This window comes from Phytoamicus setariae (assembly GCF_016722925.1).
In the GTDB taxonomy this organism is placed as follows: Bacteria; Pseudomonadota; Alphaproteobacteria; order Rhizobiales; family Rhizobiaceae; genus Rhizobium_E; species Rhizobium_E setariae.
Genome location: NZ_JAEQNC010000021.1, coordinates 44,526 through 59,889, shown reverse-complemented (window position 1 = coordinate 59,889; position 15,364 = coordinate 44,526). Strand labels below are relative to the sequence as shown.

The window sequence follows — 15,364 nt, the reverse complement described above, 5'->3', positions numbered from 1 at the left end:
TTGCTCTGGTGTCGGCATCGTCCTCGTCTCCTCTTCCAAGAGCACAACTTTGGCACTCGGTCGCGCGAATTCCGGTTCGATCACACCGCCCCTCGCAGTGCGTCTGTCGCGTTCCGCCTTCGGCCGCATTCTAGCACATACCGCACGTTCCTCGGATCGACCTCGAACGGAAGCGATGGGCCTGAATGCTGCAATAGGCCCGCGTCTCTTTCGCGCCCCCATCTTGGACGTTAAAGTCAGTTTTGCCGAGCTCCGAAAGCGGACGCAATGGCTTCTGGATGTGCCGTCTCAAGGAACACCGCGAAATTCAACTGTAGCGCACGATCGGGTGTTAAGGTCGCTGTTGCACAGTCACGGCGGTCGAGGACACTATGAATTAGCCGCTGGGGCGGACGTGGGCCTGCTGCTGAGGGGTATTTGGTTTGCCCTGTCGGCAGTTATGGCGATTGGTCTCTGTCGATCCTCGCCGTCCTCCAGTCGCGCCACGGAAGCTGCCATGCAGCCGGGCGACTGTTGGCCGACGAAAAAAGTGAATTTTCAACATAGAAAACTGCTAAGATACGGTTCCGGAGTCAGTAGCCCCGCCAATCATGGAACGCCGCCTGATCGCAATATTGGCCGCCGACGTCGTCGGTTACAGCCGCCTTATGGGCCTCGACGAGGCGGGGACACTCGCAGCGCTGAGGTCGCACCGGCGCGAGATGGCGGACGCTAAGATCGACGAGCATCAGGGGCGCATCGTCAAGGTCACCGGCGACGGCATGCTGGTCGAATTCCCGAGCGTGGTGAATGCAGTCGCCTGCGCCGCCGACATTCAGCGCAGAATGCGCGAGCGCAACGTCGACGTGCCGGATGACCGCCGAATCGAATTTCGCATCGGCATTCATCTCGGCGACATCATCTTCGAGGACAACGACATCTACGGCGACGGTGTCAACATTGCCGCGCGCATCGAGAGCATTGCCCAGCCGGGCGGTGTAGCCGTGTCCGGCGCCGTTCGCGACAATGTCGGCAACCGGCTCGACCTCGCCTTCGAGGACAGGGGCGAGCAGGCGCTGAAGAACATCGACCGGCCAGTGCGGGTCTATAATATTGACCTCTTCCGGCGCGCTCCGGCGCAAGGCGTAGCAACCGGCGCGGCACCCAAGGCAGCGCTGGCAAAGGAAAAGCCTTCGATCGCCGTGCTGCCCTTCGACAACATGAGTGGCGATCCGGAGCAGGAATATTTCTCCGACGGCATTACGGAGGACATCATCACGGACCTGTCGAAGATTTCCGGGCTCTCGGTTATCGCCCGCAACTCCGCGTTCACTTACAAGGGCAAGTTGGTCGACATACAGGACGTATGCCGGCGTTTCCATGTCGCTACTGTACTTGAAGGAAGTGTGCGCAAAGCCGGACAACGCGTGCGGATCACCGCGCAGCTTATCGACGGCACGGATGGAACGCACCTCTGGGCCGATCGCTACGACCGCGACCTAACCGACATCTTTGCGATCCAGGACGAAATCACGCACACAATCGTCGAGCAACTCAAGGTAAAACTGCTGCCGGAAGAGAAGAAGGCGATTGGACAGGCGCCGACCGCGAATGTCGAAGCCTATACCAACTATCTCAGAGGCCGCGAGTTTTTCCACACGCGCACCAAAGGATCGCTGCAACTGGCGCGACGCCTCTTCGCCAGGGCGACTAATCTCGATCCCAACTATGCGCGCGCCTATGCCGGGATCGCCGATTGCGATTCGGCCCTGCATGCCTGGCACGGTGCGGAAATCTCGCTCGAGGCGTTGTTGGCGACCTGCGCCAAGGCGCTGGCGCTTGATCCCAGCCTCGCCGAGGCACATGCCTCGCACGGCCTTGCGCTGTCGACAAACGGCCGGCACGGCGACGCAGTCGCCGAATTCGAACGCGCAATTGCGCTGGATCCCAATTCCTATGAAGGCCATTACTTCTATGCCCGACACTCGTTCGCAGAAGGCGATCTTGAAAAAGCGGTAGAACTCTACGAACGCTGCACCGACATCAACCCCGACGACTACCGGTCGCCGCTCCTGGTCATGAACGCCTTGCACTCGCTCGGTCGACACGACGAGGAGGCCAAGCTGGCCGCCGTGGGGCTCGAGCGAGCGCAACGCGCCCTCAGGCAGCATCCCGAAAATTCTGATCCCGCCCAACTCGGTGCCATCGCCCTCATTGCTCTTGGCCAGCATGAGCGGGCCAAGGAATGGGCAGATCGCGCTCTGGCGATCGATGCCGACGACAACAATGCCCTGTACAACGTTGCCTGCGTCTATTCGCTTCTAGGCGAGCCCGATCGCGCCATCGACCTGCTGGAACCCTACCTGCAAAAGGTTGGGCCTCATATGAAATCCTGGTTCAAGAACGATTCGGATTTTGATCCCATCCGAAGCCATCCACGCTATGCGAAACTGCTGGAACTGATCGATTAGCCATCGAAACGGGCTCGACTGTTTATCTAAGCATTCCGTAGGCTAGATGAGCTAGGCCAATCCGACGTGGACCATGCATCACAATGTTACTCGGGAGCCTGATCCTCACACGGCTCGAATATATCCCGCGAGGCAGGCGTGAAGTATCTTGGCGTGGACATTGAGGATGCACTGGAACGCACGGAGCACACTGAGATATGAGCGCGTGCAGTCCCGCTCATAGTGAGGCTGCACGCGTCGATTTAGCTTTCTCAATTCCAAAGAACGACCGCTTAGCGCCCGCTAGTCAGCCGATCCGGGGGCTATGCCGAATCTCCGAAAGCAGACGCCGGGCTCGGGCCGTCTCGACATCCGCGCTGGGGTGGAGAGCGGCCACTCGCCAAGGTAGATTGGGACGACTCGAGCATGGAGCGGAAGTACAGGCGAACGGCTTCGGGCTTCGGGAGACTCGCCAAACGCGGTTCATTCCGGAAGCCCCGCTAGGCGATAGCCAGCCACGATATGCTGGCGCACGTCTTCCGCCGGGAAAGGCTGCGATGCCGACCAGTGCCGGATGGTGAAGTGCGGGTTGCTTATCATGAACATTTTCGCCTCCCAGCGCGCCTCATCCAAGCGGCCAAGCTGCGCCAGACTCGCTGCCAGCAGGCGTCGTGAAGTCGTGCGATAAGTTTCGGGCCTGCGCAGCGTTTGGACCGCTGATTTGTAGTCGCCGATGGAATATTGAGCCTGGCCCAACATCCAGTAATACCAACCGGGCGGGTGAGGATTGAGCCGGAGCGCCTTCCGCACCTGCTCAATGGCTTCCGCAGGCCGCCCGTTTTCCGTCGTCAGTTCAGCCTGCATCGCCCATGCGTCGGCGTGGTTGGGGTCCAGCTTGTGGGCGGCGTTGAATTCGGCATCCGAATCCGCCCAGCGGCTCTCGTGGCCCAATATTACGCCCAATACCCAGCGATTCCCTGCATCGTTCGGGTCGAGTTCGACCGCGCGCTGTGCTTCGGCAAGGGCTTTTGCGCGGTTGGGATCCATCGGTTCGTCCCAGAACTCCCAGCCCAGCCAGAGGTTCAGTGCCAGCCAACGGTGCGCCTCCGCGTATTCCGGATCGAGCGCGATTGCCCGGTTCAGCAGGAAAATGGCTTCTTTCGCGGTGAGCGCCGTTTGCAGGCCAAGGGCCCGCGCGCGCACACAGAGGTCATAGGCTTCCAGGTTGCTTGGTCTGTTGCGCGCCGGCGCGGCGATCAGGCGGCCCACCAGAGCTTCGACAATTTTGCCGGTCACCTCGTCCTGAACAGCGAAGATATCTTCAAGGCTCCGGTCGAATCGTTCGGCCCAAAGATGGTCACCTGCGATCGCGTCGATCAGTTGGGCATTTATGCGCACCCGTCCCGTTGCCCGCCGTGCACTCCCTTCAAGAAGATGGCGCACTCCTAGCTCGCGCGCGATGCGACGCACATCCATGTGCCTGCCCTTGTAGGCAAATGCCGAGTTGCTGGCGATGACGAACAACTCACTGGTTCTCGACAGATCCGTGATCAGGTCTTCGGTGAGGCCATCGACAAATGCCTCCTGCTCCGGATCGTTGCTCATGTTCGTAAATGGGAGGACGGCGATGGAGGGCTTGGTGGGGAGCGGCAGCGGCGCTTTGTCCGCCGGCACGCCATCTTCCGGTGCGGTCGACAACCGAATCCGGTAGACGGACACCGGTTCAGCGACGTTCTTGATCGATTGCGGACCAAGTTCGTCGAAGCCGCAATCAAGCTTCCGCTTGACCTGGTCGTAGATGGCGCCGGAGACACAGATATCTCCTGCCCCGGCCATCGCCTGAAGTCGCACGGCGACAACGACGCCATCGCCGAACAGATCGCCGGCCTCGACAACGACGTCGCCCAGATTTATGCCGATATGAAGGTCGATTTGCCGGTCGGCAGGCATACCCTCGTTGGCGGCCGCCATCCGCTTCTGGAGTTCGACGGCGCATAACACAGCGTTCACAGCACTTCCGAACTCCACAAGAACACCATCACCCATCACTTTTACGACACGGCCTTGGCGGTCGCGGACCAGTGGTTCGAGGATCTCCTTTCGCCGCCCCCTTAACGCGGCCAATGTTCCTTGCTCGTCCTGGTCCAGAAGTCGACTGTAGCCCACCACGTCGGCAGCCAATATGGCGGCAAGACGGCGCTGGGCCCGTTCTTCGGACATTTCACATTGCCTTCGTAGAACGCAGAGATCGGATTGTATGACGACTATTTCAAAAGTCTATCGGGGACTTCGAGGTTCGACCGCCAGTAGGCTACATGGGGTGATCCCGCCAGTCGATTGTCCCTTTGGGCTCATGACTTGCGCTTGGGCTTGCTTCGAAGAAGGTCCGCATTGGGTCGCAACGGGTCAGACTGCTTTGCGCCCTCATTCCAGCCATTGAACTATTGGTTGCGATATCCCGAAAGCGGATGCGGAACACGAAATAGGCGTGACTCATTCATTCAGACGTTAGGTCGAGAGAATACCATTTCATGGACAGTAGCTTCAGCGTACCGTCGTCATGCATTTGTCCGACGACTTTGGTGATTTCGGCGGCAAATTCATCGTCTCCGGGCAAGATCGCCACCGCGTGAGGGACACGATAAAGCGGTTGACCAACAACTTTGAACGGCTTGCCTTCCTTGATCAGTGCCATCACGGCAGGGAGCAAGTTGGCGATGGCATCGAGTTCCACACCGTCGCCCTTGGCGAGCGCAGCATAGACGTCTTCCTCATGCGGATAGTTAACAATCACCGGGCTGTCGATTTTGAAGACAAATTCTGGGATGCCGACGATCTTTACGGGTTCCCGTCGGAGGTAATGGTCATACTGCGATCCCGCTAGCGCGCCGATACGTTTTCCGCTCGCATCAGCGGGTGTACGGATTGTTGTATTGTCCCGGTGAACCGCCAGCACTCCGATTCCATCATAATAGTTGGCTGGAAATGCCAGGTGTTCGGCCCGTTTGGCCGTGGGTGTCATCGATCCCACGACGATGTCGTATTTCCCACCCCATTTTCCAGTTTCCTGCTCTTCCCAGGTCGGAACAGAACCGTCCGGATTGATTACGTATTCCAGCTTGACGCCCATCCGTCGGGCGATTTCCCGCAGCACCGCGACATCGAATCCATCGAAGTCGCCACTCTCTGTCTTGATCGCCTGTGGCGGCCAAACGTCCGGGGTGGGGGCACGAATGATCCCCGTTGAGTGGATGTGGTCGAGCACGGCGCCGGCGCGCGCCGCGGGGGCGAGCGCGATGCAGGCGAGGGCCAATCCCGCTAGCCAGACTTTTCGTGTATATCGCATGCCTCACCTCCCACTTCTATTGCCGGACAACGGCTGAACTCGGTGCAGTGTCGTCCCATCGAGGACCAGAACGTGGATTGCCGAGATTGACTAGGTGTTTCTGACGCGTAGTATCATGTAGTCGAAGTCGACAGGCTGAACAGTCTGCACTTAAAACCAGACCTTCAAAAACAGCACTGAAGATCTGAGATAAAATTCTTGATTCCGGCAATAATCCTCGTGATATTGCCGTCTACAGCTTGAGAATGAAAGAATATTTTTAGCGCGCATTAGCAATCCAATTCATCGAGCTGGCAACGAGGCAGCCAGCGGCCGTTTTGGGGCAACCTATGCAGATCGCAGACAGTTCTGGCGCCGGTCTCGCTAACGAGCTAACGCCCCGCAAATCGGTCGTCGGCCAGTCGCGACGATACATTTTTGGTCTGGCAACGAAGGTCCTGCTTGGCCTCGTGGCCCTTGCCTCGATGATCGGCATTGTCAGTTTCACGGCGCTGCAATCATTTGACGGCCTCCGCCGCAATCTTGATATGATGGTCAATCATCAGATGGACACCATCAACGTGTCGGCCGAATTGCGCCAGCGAGCGGAAGCGCTCACGCGGTTGGCCCCCTCGCTCTATGCCAAGGGCTTCGACCAACAGGCACTCCTCGATTTTTCTTTGCAAAGCTTCAAGGAGCAACAGCGGCTGCAGCTTCTGATCGATAATCTGAAGTCGCATTCTCAGGAGCCCATGAGCGGCATCGAAGCCGTCATGCAGGACCTTTTCAACAATCTCGATGCCCTGGCGACCACCCTTTACGACCGCGCGGCGACCGAGGAATTGATCGACAAGCTTGCCCACAAGATTGCAGCAACCGCGCCATCTGACCAGATGGCGGCGGCGGAACTGAAGTCGGTGACACTTGAGTTGCTGACCGCCAGAACACAGGAAGCGATTGATGCCCTGAAGCCCCGCGTTACCTCGGTAGTGGCTGTGATGGATCCGAACGGCGGCGATCTTTCGGCTTCGCTCCTCGGCTCCCAGGGGCTTGTCACCGAAAAAGTGCGCCTCCTCGGGCTGGTCAAGGAGATCCGCGTCCAGCTCGCGGACAACGAGCGCCTTTCGCGCAGCCTCGTGGGGGCCGCCGAAAGCATTTCCGATCGCATTATCCGGGAAATGGACCGGCAGCAGGCCATTCTCGACGGACAGCTCTCGCGCAGCTCGGCCATCCTCTGGTCGATCGCGCTCTTGGCGGTGGCCGGAGCCGTCGCGGTTGCCGTCTACATGCAGCGCTCGATCGTCGGCCGCATTCGGCGCCTCGGCAGTGCCATTCGCGCCCCGGAGCCTGAGCAAAACCTGCGACCGCTGACGCGCGGCCATGACGAGATCGCCGACCTGGCGGGCGAGTTTGCGAGTTTCGTAACTGCCATCAATCAAGCGGAGAAGGCCCTCAAGCATGCCCGCGAAGTCGCCGATTCCGCCAACGAAGCGAAAAGCACCTTCCTCGCGTCCATGAGCCACGAAATTCGTACGCCCATGAATGGCATCATGGGCATGACCCGGCTGCTGCTGGACACCGATCTCGACGCGGAACAGCGCGACTACTGCAATACGGTCAATGGTGCCGCCGAGGCGCTTCTGACGATCATCAACGACATTCTCGATTTCTCGAAGATCGAGGCCGGGAAAATGGAACTGGAGGCCATCCCCGTCGATCTCCGGCACTGCGTTGAAACGGCGCTTGATCTCGTCGCCAGCCGCGCAGCCGAAAAGAGGCTGACACTCGCGTATGTTTTCGAGAATGATTGTCCAGCGGGCATCATGGTTGATCCGGTGCGGCTCCGCCAGGTTCTTCTCAATCTGCTCAATAACGCCGTCAAATTCACCGAGCAAGGCGATATCGTCCTGACGATTTCAGGCGAACGGGTTGCCCCGGAGTCGGGCGAAGCCGGTGCTTATCGAATGCGGTTTTCCGTGCGTGACACGGGCGTGGGAATTCCAGCGGAGCGAATGGACCGCTTGTTCAAATCCTTCAGCCAGATCGACGCCTCAACAACGCGGCGTTTCGGCGGCACCGGACTTGGCCTTGCCATCAGCAAACGGCTTGTCGAACTGATGGGCGGCACGATCTGGGCAGAAAGTCGCCCGGGAGAAGGCTCCAACTTCATTTTTGCAATCACGGTCGCCGAGGCGAAAGTCGAGCATGAGGCGTCCGTGCCGAAGGTCGATGTCGACGGACTTCAATTGCTGATCGTCGACGACAACGTCACCAACCGGCAGATCCTTACGGGTCATGCGAACACATGGAAAATGCAGAGCACGGCTTTTTCCTCACCATCGGCCGCAATCGAGGCACTTTCGGCGGGGAACCACTACGATATCGCCATCCTCGATCTCGTCATGCCTGATACCGACGGCATCGCTCTCGCCGAACAGATACGCAAATTGCCGGCCGGCAGGTCGCTGCCAATGATCATCTACAGTTCGCTATCGCAATTTTCCAAGGCAGACAGGGAACGAATCGCCAGACTCGAGCGCGCCGACATGCTCGTGAAGCCGATCAAGCCCGCAATACTGCTCGAGCATATGAGCGCCCTGGTCACCCGAAGGCAGAATGTAACTGCGGCCGTCCCTGCCGGCGAAAAGGGTTTCGACGGGGAACTCGCGGCGCGCATGCCGCTTGCCATCCTCTTGGCCGATGACAACATGGTCAACCGCAAGCTGGGCAGCAAGATCCTCGCCAATCTGGGTTATGCGCCCGATCTTGCCAACGATGGACGACAGGCCGTCGATGCATGCCGGGCGAAGAGCTACGACCTCATTCTCATGGATATCGAGATGCCTGAAATGGACGGCCTGGAAGCGACAAAGGAAATTCGTCGGCAGGCAGCGGAACCGATGTCATATTTCGTAGCCTTAACGGCCAATGCCATGACGGGAGATCGCGAGCGCTACCTGTCCGAAGGCATGGACGATTATCTCAGCAAACCGATCCGTCTGGAGGATTTGCTCGCCTGCCTCGAACGGGCGGGCCGCTACCGGGGGCAGCGGGTACTTAGGAGAGCGGGCTTGCAGAATTGAATGTAGCGAACAATGTTTGGGGTCGATCTTATGTATGTTCCGAGATTCTTTTGCATCGGTGTGATTTTCGTCAGCGCCCTGATTATGGGGCAGCCTGCAGGGGCAGGAGAGACTTTGGACCGCATACGCGCGACAGGCGTGTTGCGGTCTCCCTTCCCGGATATTTGGCCGCCAGCCGTGATCAAGAATGAGAAGGGTGAGCTTGACGGTTTCGATGTCGAAGTGCTCCGCGAGGTGGGCAAACGGATCGGGGTGAAGGTCGATTACGTCACCAATGCGGACGGCTCGATCATCACCTGGGATGAGCAGACTTCCGGAAACTGGCAGGGCAAGTATGACATCGTCATCAATAGCATGACACCGACGGCCAAGCGCGCCGAACATGTCGCGTTCCCAGTCAACTACTACTACACGATCGGAGTGCTCGCTGTGCATCGAGACAACGTCTCGATCCACACGCCCGCCGACGCCAGTGGGAAGCGCATCGGCGCCCTGAAGGCCTCGAAATACGACCAGTATCTGCGTCGCCAGCCTTTCGGGATCGTCGGCGTTTTGCCGATCTCTTACAAGATCGAAAATCCCACCATCGTGAATTATGATCATGAAGACGATGTCTTTAAAGCGCTTGCCAAGGGCGATGGCGTCGAGCTCGACGGATTTGTCAACGACATGCCGATTGTCATGTCTCTGATCAAGGAAGGCAAACCCTTCAAGATTATCGGCCAGCCGCTCTATCACACGCCAAGTGCAGTCGCGATCCAGCCGGGCGACTCTGAATTCGCAAATCTACTCACCCGGACGATTGAGGGGATGCGCGCCAACGGAACGCTGTCGAAACTTTCGGCCAAGTGGTTCGAGTACGACATGATCAACGAATGACAGCGAAGCCATCAGCCAATTCAGCGAATCTGGGAGCATCACATTGCCGATCGACATGCAAGCCCTTGAGAAATTGAAGCGAGTGATGGGTGGAGGCGATGAAGACCTTAGGGAGCTCATCGAATCCTTTCTGGAGGAAGCGCCGACTCTGATCACTGCCCTGGAACACGCCTATGCCGAAGCTGACCATGCCGGCGCACGTCGTGCGGCGCATTCGCTGAAGTCCAATGCCCGCGACATGGGGGCTATGGAGCTTGGTGAAACCTGCGCATGCATCGAAGGATGCTATGTGGCCGGGAATCTGCCGGCTGCCAGCGATATTGGCCGGGCGAAGGCGCTCCATGCCCAGGCGGCGATCGAACTGTCTTCCATGTTGCGGCGGGGTGCATGATCGTGAACAGCAGCGGCAGAATTCTCATCGTTGACGACTCGAAAATGGTTCGGCTGAAGTTGCAAAAAGCAGTCGAAGCGCTGGGTCATCAGGCCATCGTCGTTGAAAGCGGTCAGCAGGCGGTGACACGTATCGCCGAAAGTCCCGTGGATGTCGTCCTGCTCGATATCGTCATGCCGGAAATGGACGGCTACGACGTGCTGAAGGTTTTGAAGTCCTCGCGGGAAACGCGCGACCTGCCGGTCATTGTCATCTCGGCGCTGGATGAGGAGATGTCGAGCGTCATCAAGGCGATAGAACTGGGCGCGGAAGATTTCCTGCCGAAGGATTTCGAGCCTGCTCTACTGGAGGCGCGCGTCAGTACATGCCTTGAGAAGAAGAGGCTAAGGGACGTTGAGCGCGAATATCTTCGACAGGTCGCGCGCCTCACGAAAGCCGCCACCGCGCTGGAAACTGGCCACTTCAATCCCTCGCGACTGGGGCTCGATGATGTTGCAAGCCGCACGGATGGCTTGGGACGTCTGGCCAAGGTTTTCTCGACGATGGCGCAAAAGGTCTATGAGCGCGAGCGCAAAATGCGCCAGAACATCAGGACCTTCCGCGGCGGACTTCTGCTTCTCGCATGCGGCGCACTCTTCGGCCTGTTGGTGCCGCTTTCGAAGATGGCGGCCGGCATCGCGGTCCATCCTATCGGGCTCGCATTTTTGGTGGATACATTGGGCGCATTGATATGTCTTGCTATATCGATGCGCCGCCGGTCATTACCGAAGCTGAGCCAATTCGGCCGTGCCGAATGGATGTATGTCTTGACCTTCGCTTTCATCAGTTCGGTGGTCAACCAAGTGCTGGTTTATTGGATGGCGAGCAAATTACCGGCCTTCATCGTGTCGATCGTGATCGTACTAGAGGGCTTCATGGTCTTTCTGTTCGCAGCAGTCATGCGAATAGAATCCCCCAGCCTGAAGCGCTTTCTCGGTCTCGCGTTGGGATTGGTCGGTGTTGCCGTAATTCTCACCTACGGCGAATCCGGCGCCGGCTCGGGCGAGAACAACTGGACGTGGATAGCGCTCGCCTTGGTCATACCCATCACTTTTGGCCTCGAAGACATCTATATTTCGGAAAAGAGGCCCGCGCACATCGACAGCATCGCAATTTATGGTGTTTCGCTGGTGGCATCGATGGCGATGCTTTTCGTCATCGCAGTCGCAGCGGGTGATCTGATCCCGTTGGACCTCTTGGGCGGGAAATTGGGAGCGCTGATCGTGTTGATGGCGCTCGCGGGGACGACGGCCATGATCCTGTTCATTTACTTGATACAGACAACCGGTGCCGTCTTCGCGAGCCAAAACGCCTACGCAGTGACGGCAGCAGGCATCGGCTGGAGCATCGTGCTGCTGGGCGAATACATTCCGCTATGGACCTGGGCCGCCCTCGGTCTGATCATTATTGGACTGATTATGGTTGAGCCGAAAGGGGAGGCAGAAGAGGAGCCGCCTCTGTTCGATACAGCGACTGCCGACGACTTTGCCGTCTAAAACAGCACCCGCTGTCGACCCGGTTCAACAGCGGCAATATTTGCGATCGAAGTAGTTGCGCACGCGCGCGGTACTGGATGCGGGGATGGATTTATAACTCACCGTTTCTGGCCGAAGCTATGTGAAAACACTAAAAAGAAGGGCCAGGCGTGCGAACAAGATCTTGGATATCGGGTGCAGCGATTTCGCTGCTTGCGGTCGGCGTCTCATCGACGTCTGGTTTCGCCGGCTCCGTTCTCGATCGAGTCAGGCAAAAAGAAGTTCTGGTCGTGGCAGCAGACCCTGCTTGGCCGCCCTTCTCCTGGCGCACGGATGACGGTAACTTTGATGGATTTGACATCGAGGTCATGACGCAAATCGCGCGTCGACTCGGCGTCAATGCCCGGTTTCAAGTGGCCGATTTTTCGACGGTCATTTCTGGCAGATGGCAGGGCGCGTGGGATGTTTCACCGAGCGTAACCCCGACAAGGCAGCGCGCCGAAAAGCTCGATTTCCCTGCTGTTTATGATTATTCGCTTGGTTCGTTGGCAGTGCATCGGGACAACACAACAATTCGAACTCCAGCCGACGCGAGCGGCAAGAGAATCGGAGCAGTAAAGTCCTCCGAATACCACAAGTATCTGACCCACGAGCCGTTTGAAATTCTGGGCTTGCCAGCTATCGACTATCAGATCAACGAGGCTGTCGTGATGCCTTTCGAAACAACCGACGAAAGCTACGAGGCGTTGGCTAAGGGCGACGGCAAAGAACTGGATGGCGTCGTGGACTCTCTGTCCACCCTCATGAGTCAGATCGCCAATGGTCGCCCGATCAAGATTATCGGTAAGCCGCTTCTTTACACGCCGAGCGCAATCGCCATCGAGAAGGGGGATCCGGAGTTCGCGGCCGAGCTCAAGAGAGCTGTCGATGGGCTCCGGCGGGATGGAACCCTCAAAGCTCTCTCGCTGAAATGGTTCGGGATGGATATGACCGAGCAGTAAGGACAAGCGACATTTCACTCGACTCGCTTCGATAGGTTGGGGACTCTCGGGTCGTTAAGCGCACTGGCTGACGATCGAGGGCATCGTCACCGAACTCTACGATGTCATTGCGCTTGCTGGACGCCGCTCGCCCGCGATGATCGGCTTCAAATCCGACGAGATCCGCCGGGTGATTTCGATGGATCGCCAGGGCGAACCTTTTCAGCCGAACTGCGACTTTGGGCCAAAAGCGGAATTCATCAACTAGGTTCAGACGCTGGCGCCGCCCGATCGGCCAGCGTGGTCTCCCAAGTAAAACTTCAAAACTAGACGTTTTCCGCACGGCCAATGGTGGCCGAAGGAGAACTCAGATGGGTATCGCGCAATATGATCCTGCTGCACTAGGGCGTCCTGCATGGAATGCCGGTCGAATGGTGGGCGTTAAGAAGCCGCTGAAGCAGCGGCAGATTTGGGCAATTCGTTTCTTCCTCGATAGAGAGGGACGCATGCGGGATCGGGCTTTGTTCGATCTAGCGATCGACAGCAAGTTACGAGGCTGCGATCTTGTTAAGATCAAGATCGGAACCCTCGTCACGGGCCACGATATCCGAACCCGTGCCATGGTTATCCAGCAGAAAACAGGGCGTGCAGTACAGTTCGAGATCACGGCGGAGGTCAGGGCAAGTTTGCTCGCGTGGCTTGAACGGAGAGGTGGCGCCATCGATGACTTCGCCTTTCCGAGTAGGGTCGATCATGCAGATCACCTTAGCACTCGCCAATATGCCAGGTTGGTCGATGAGTGGGTCACCGCGATTGGGCTACGGCGCGAAGACTACAGCACGCACTCGCTCCGATGCACAAAGGCAGCGATGATCTACAAGGCCACTGGCAATCTCCGTGCGATCCAGATCTTACTCGGACATACCAAGATCGAGAACACGGTCAGGTATCTCGGCGTGGACATCGAGGACGCGCTCGGACTGGCAGAGCATATAGAGATTTGAGAATGTGTGGCCCCGCGCTAAGCGGGGCCGTGCGTCTTGATAGCGCCCGCATAGCGGCCGTTGAACCCGAGGTCGCTGTTGCTGCAAAGTGGACATGCCGCAGTGACAACGAGGGTCGCAGTTGCGCCACAGGCGGGCTTTCATTTGCGTAGACACGAGGTCTTCGGCCCAATGGCCATGTCGGACAAAAGCACTATAGGTTCGATGGTGCTCATGTTAGAATTTTCGCGCTTGCTCATCCATTCATCGAATGCCCGTGCTGCGGCGGACGAATGATCATCATACCCGCGCCCTGGCCGCCATTGATCGTCGTCCCCGGCAAGGTCCGCACAGGTCGTCCTTGCCGCCCTTCCCCTTGAAAAGGTCTTGGATTGTAGTACTTTCTCTCCCCACGCCTCTTCGGTAATAGGGAGAGCATCAATGTCCGAGGACAACAAAGCGGTCGTTCGTCGCCTTTATGAAGCCTGGAACTCCGGGGACTTCGTCACCATGGAGCAGCTGATGTCGGACGACTTCATAGAGCATGAGCCGCTCCCCGGTATGGACGGGAGCAAAGCGGCCGTCGTCGCATTCTTCAAGGCCACCAGCGCCGCTTTTGGCGGCTTCACCATCAAACCGGACATGGTCCTCGGCGATGGCGACCTGGTGTCGGCGTTGGCGACGGCCACAGGTACCCACCATGGCGAGTTCATGGGCGTACCCGCGACCGGCAGGAAAATCACCATCGCCGTCGCCGACTACATGCGCGTCAAGGACGGCAAGGTCACCGAGCATTGGGGCATCATGGATGCGGCCTCGCTGATGCAGCAGCTCACCAGGTAGCCCGTATTTCATGACGGGCGGTGCAGCGGGCTGGCGGGTGTAGCCCATCCGTAGCCAGCTCAGCGACGATGAACACCGTCAATTCGACACGTGCCAACGTGCGCCGCCGGTCGCACACCATTGTTCAGCACTGCCGCTAGTCCACGGAGAGACTCGTTGACTGGCAGCACACATATAGGGCTACGTCTCGTTGTTGGTCGAATCTACTGCAATCTACCGCGTCGTACCGCGAGACTTCGGATCTTGGCTCGCTGGCAGCAACTTCGAAAAGGGTCACAGACGGACTTCGATGACCGCCAATAGTCCGCTATTCGGTGATGAGCCCATATTGTCCACCCGACCTGGAACGACGCCGAAGCGCCAGTCTGAGACCCTAGCCCCACCGGGCTGGATGTCCGCTATCCACTTTCCGACGCCAGAAGCTGCCGGTCCGCAAACGGCCCCAAAGCTGACATCCGTCGCCGGCGATCGATGTCAACTTTTTGACGCGAAGGCGTGCAACAGCTCTTGCTGATTCAGGCGTGGCTCTTCACCTCGACATAGTGCATGTTTGGACGTAGCGCCGCCTCTGCTATCGCAGCCGCATCAGCAGCATCGTTCTTCTGACGTTTTACGAAAGGTTTGACGTAGATAGGTGGGATCAGGCGGACATCGTGGCCGTGGCCGCGAGAAAACCGGCCCCAGAAGTGGCTCGTGGCGCAAGCTTCCATCGCCACGATGCAAGGCGGGTGATCGCTGAGAAGCTGCTGTAACTTGACCCGGGATAGGGCGCGGTTGAATAGAACCGCACTACCCGGATCTGTTGCGCAGACCTGAAAGCACCGTTTCGCAAGGTCGATAGCAAGGATATGACACCTGTGTCATCTGCCTTCCCTCCGTAAGCGCCACCATGGCTAGAAGCAGGCATCATAGCGACGCCAGCCGAAGGGGGCATCCA

The 15,364-nt window shown here is 58.3% G+C and carries 10 protein-coding genes and 1 pseudogene; 8 read left to right on the top strand and 3 right to left on the bottom strand.

Going from position 1 to position 15,364, the window contains the following annotated elements; translation table 11 throughout:
• Positions 1 to 590: 590 nt before the first annotated feature.
• On the top strand, positions 591 to 2,450 hold the full coding sequence (locus JJB09_RS25130) for a TPR end-of-group domain-containing protein (protein WP_201663848.1): 1,860 nt from the start codon (positions 591 to 593) through the stop codon (positions 2,448 to 2,450).
• 462 nt (positions 2,451 to 2,912) lie between these two features.
• On the opposite strand, the gene JJB09_RS25125 is transcribed toward JJB09_RS25130, so the two are convergent.
• Together JJB09_RS25125 and JJB09_RS25120 are read right to left on the bottom strand one after the other, a co-directional pair.
• Positions 2,913 to 4,649, bottom strand: a complete 1,737-nt coding sequence (locus JJB09_RS25125; protein ID WP_201663847.1) for an adenylate/guanylate cyclase domain-containing protein — start codon at positions 4,647 to 4,649, stop codon at positions 2,913 to 2,915.
• A 277-nt stretch (positions 4,650 to 4,926) separates the two neighbouring features.
• Positions 4,927 to 5,742, bottom strand: a complete 816-nt coding sequence (locus JJB09_RS25120) for a transporter substrate-binding domain-containing protein (RefSeq protein WP_201663846.1) — start codon at positions 5,740 to 5,742, stop codon at positions 4,927 to 4,929.
• A gap of 362 nt (positions 5,743 to 6,104) precedes the next feature.
• Between JJB09_RS25120 and JJB09_RS25115 the strand changes: the two genes are divergently transcribed.
• The 7 genes from JJB09_RS25115 (at position 6,105) to JJB09_RS25085 (ending at position 14,427) form a co-directional block, all read left to right on the top strand.
• Complete coding sequence (locus JJB09_RS25115; protein WP_201663845.1) at positions 6,105 to 8,837, top strand: hybrid sensor histidine kinase/response regulator; 2,733 nt, start codon at positions 6,105 to 6,107, stop codon at positions 8,835 to 8,837.
• A gap of 114 nt (positions 8,838 to 8,951) precedes the next feature.
• Entirely contained in the window at positions 8,952 to 9,716 is a 765-nt protein-coding gene (locus JJB09_RS25110; protein ID WP_201663844.1) for a transporter substrate-binding domain-containing protein, read from the top strand.
• Between the two features lie 43 nt (positions 9,717 to 9,759).
• Entirely contained in the window at positions 9,760 to 10,107 is a 348-nt protein-coding gene (locus tag JJB09_RS25105) for an Hpt domain-containing protein (RefSeq protein WP_201663843.1), read from the top strand.
• Positions 10,104 to 11,642 (top strand): response regulator, encoded by a 1,539-nt coding sequence (locus JJB09_RS25100; protein ID WP_201663842.1) that lies wholly within the window; start codon positions 10,104 to 10,106, stop codon positions 11,640 to 11,642. The genes JJB09_RS25105 and JJB09_RS25100 overlap by 4 nt, the downstream gene beginning before the upstream one ends.
• 269 nt (positions 11,643 to 11,911) lie before the next feature.
• Entirely contained in the window at positions 11,912 to 12,622 is a 711-nt protein-coding gene (locus JJB09_RS25095) for a transporter substrate-binding domain-containing protein (RefSeq protein WP_201663841.1), read from the top strand.
• 350 nt (positions 12,623 to 12,972) lie between these two features.
• Positions 12,973 to 13,605 carry a tyrosine-type recombinase/integrase gene (locus JJB09_RS25090; RefSeq protein ID WP_201663840.1) on the top strand — a complete coding sequence of 211 codons (633 nt, stop codon included), beginning with the start codon at positions 12,973 to 12,975 and terminating at the stop codon, positions 13,603 to 13,605.
• Positions 13,606 to 14,025: 420 nt separating this feature from the next.
• Complete coding sequence (locus JJB09_RS25085; RefSeq protein WP_201663839.1) at positions 14,026 to 14,427, top strand: ester cyclase; 402 nt, start codon at positions 14,026 to 14,028, stop codon at positions 14,425 to 14,427.
• 524 nt (positions 14,428 to 14,951) lie between these two features.
• Here the strand turns inward: JJB09_RS25085 and JJB09_RS25080 are convergent.
• Positions 14,952 to 15,275 (bottom strand): annotated as a pseudogene (locus tag JJB09_RS25080) (IS110 family transposase); the annotation flags it as partial.
• Positions 15,276 to 15,364 lie beyond the last annotated feature (89 nt).

Coding starts and splice junctions, on each gene's coding strand:
- JJB09_RS25090 (WP_201663840.1), top strand. CDS start 12,973: ATGGGTATCGCGCAATATGATCCTGCTGCACTAGGGCGTCCTGCATGG.
- JJB09_RS25130 (WP_201663848.1), top strand. CDS start 591: ATGGAACGCCGCCTGATCGCAATATTGGCCGCCGACGTCGTCGGTTAC.
- JJB09_RS25115 (WP_201663845.1), top strand. CDS start 6,105: ATGCAGATCGCAGACAGTTCTGGCGCCGGTCTCGCTAACGAGCTAACG.
- JJB09_RS25085 (WP_201663839.1), top strand. CDS start 14,026: ATGTCCGAGGACAACAAAGCGGTCGTTCGTCGCCTTTATGAAGCCTGG.
- JJB09_RS25100 (WP_201663842.1), top strand. CDS start 10,104: ATGATCGTGAACAGCAGCGGCAGAATTCTCATCGTTGACGACTCGAAA.
- JJB09_RS25125 (WP_201663847.1), bottom strand. CDS start 4,649: ATGTCCGAAGAACGGGCCCAGCGCCGTCTTGCCGCCATATTGGCTGCC.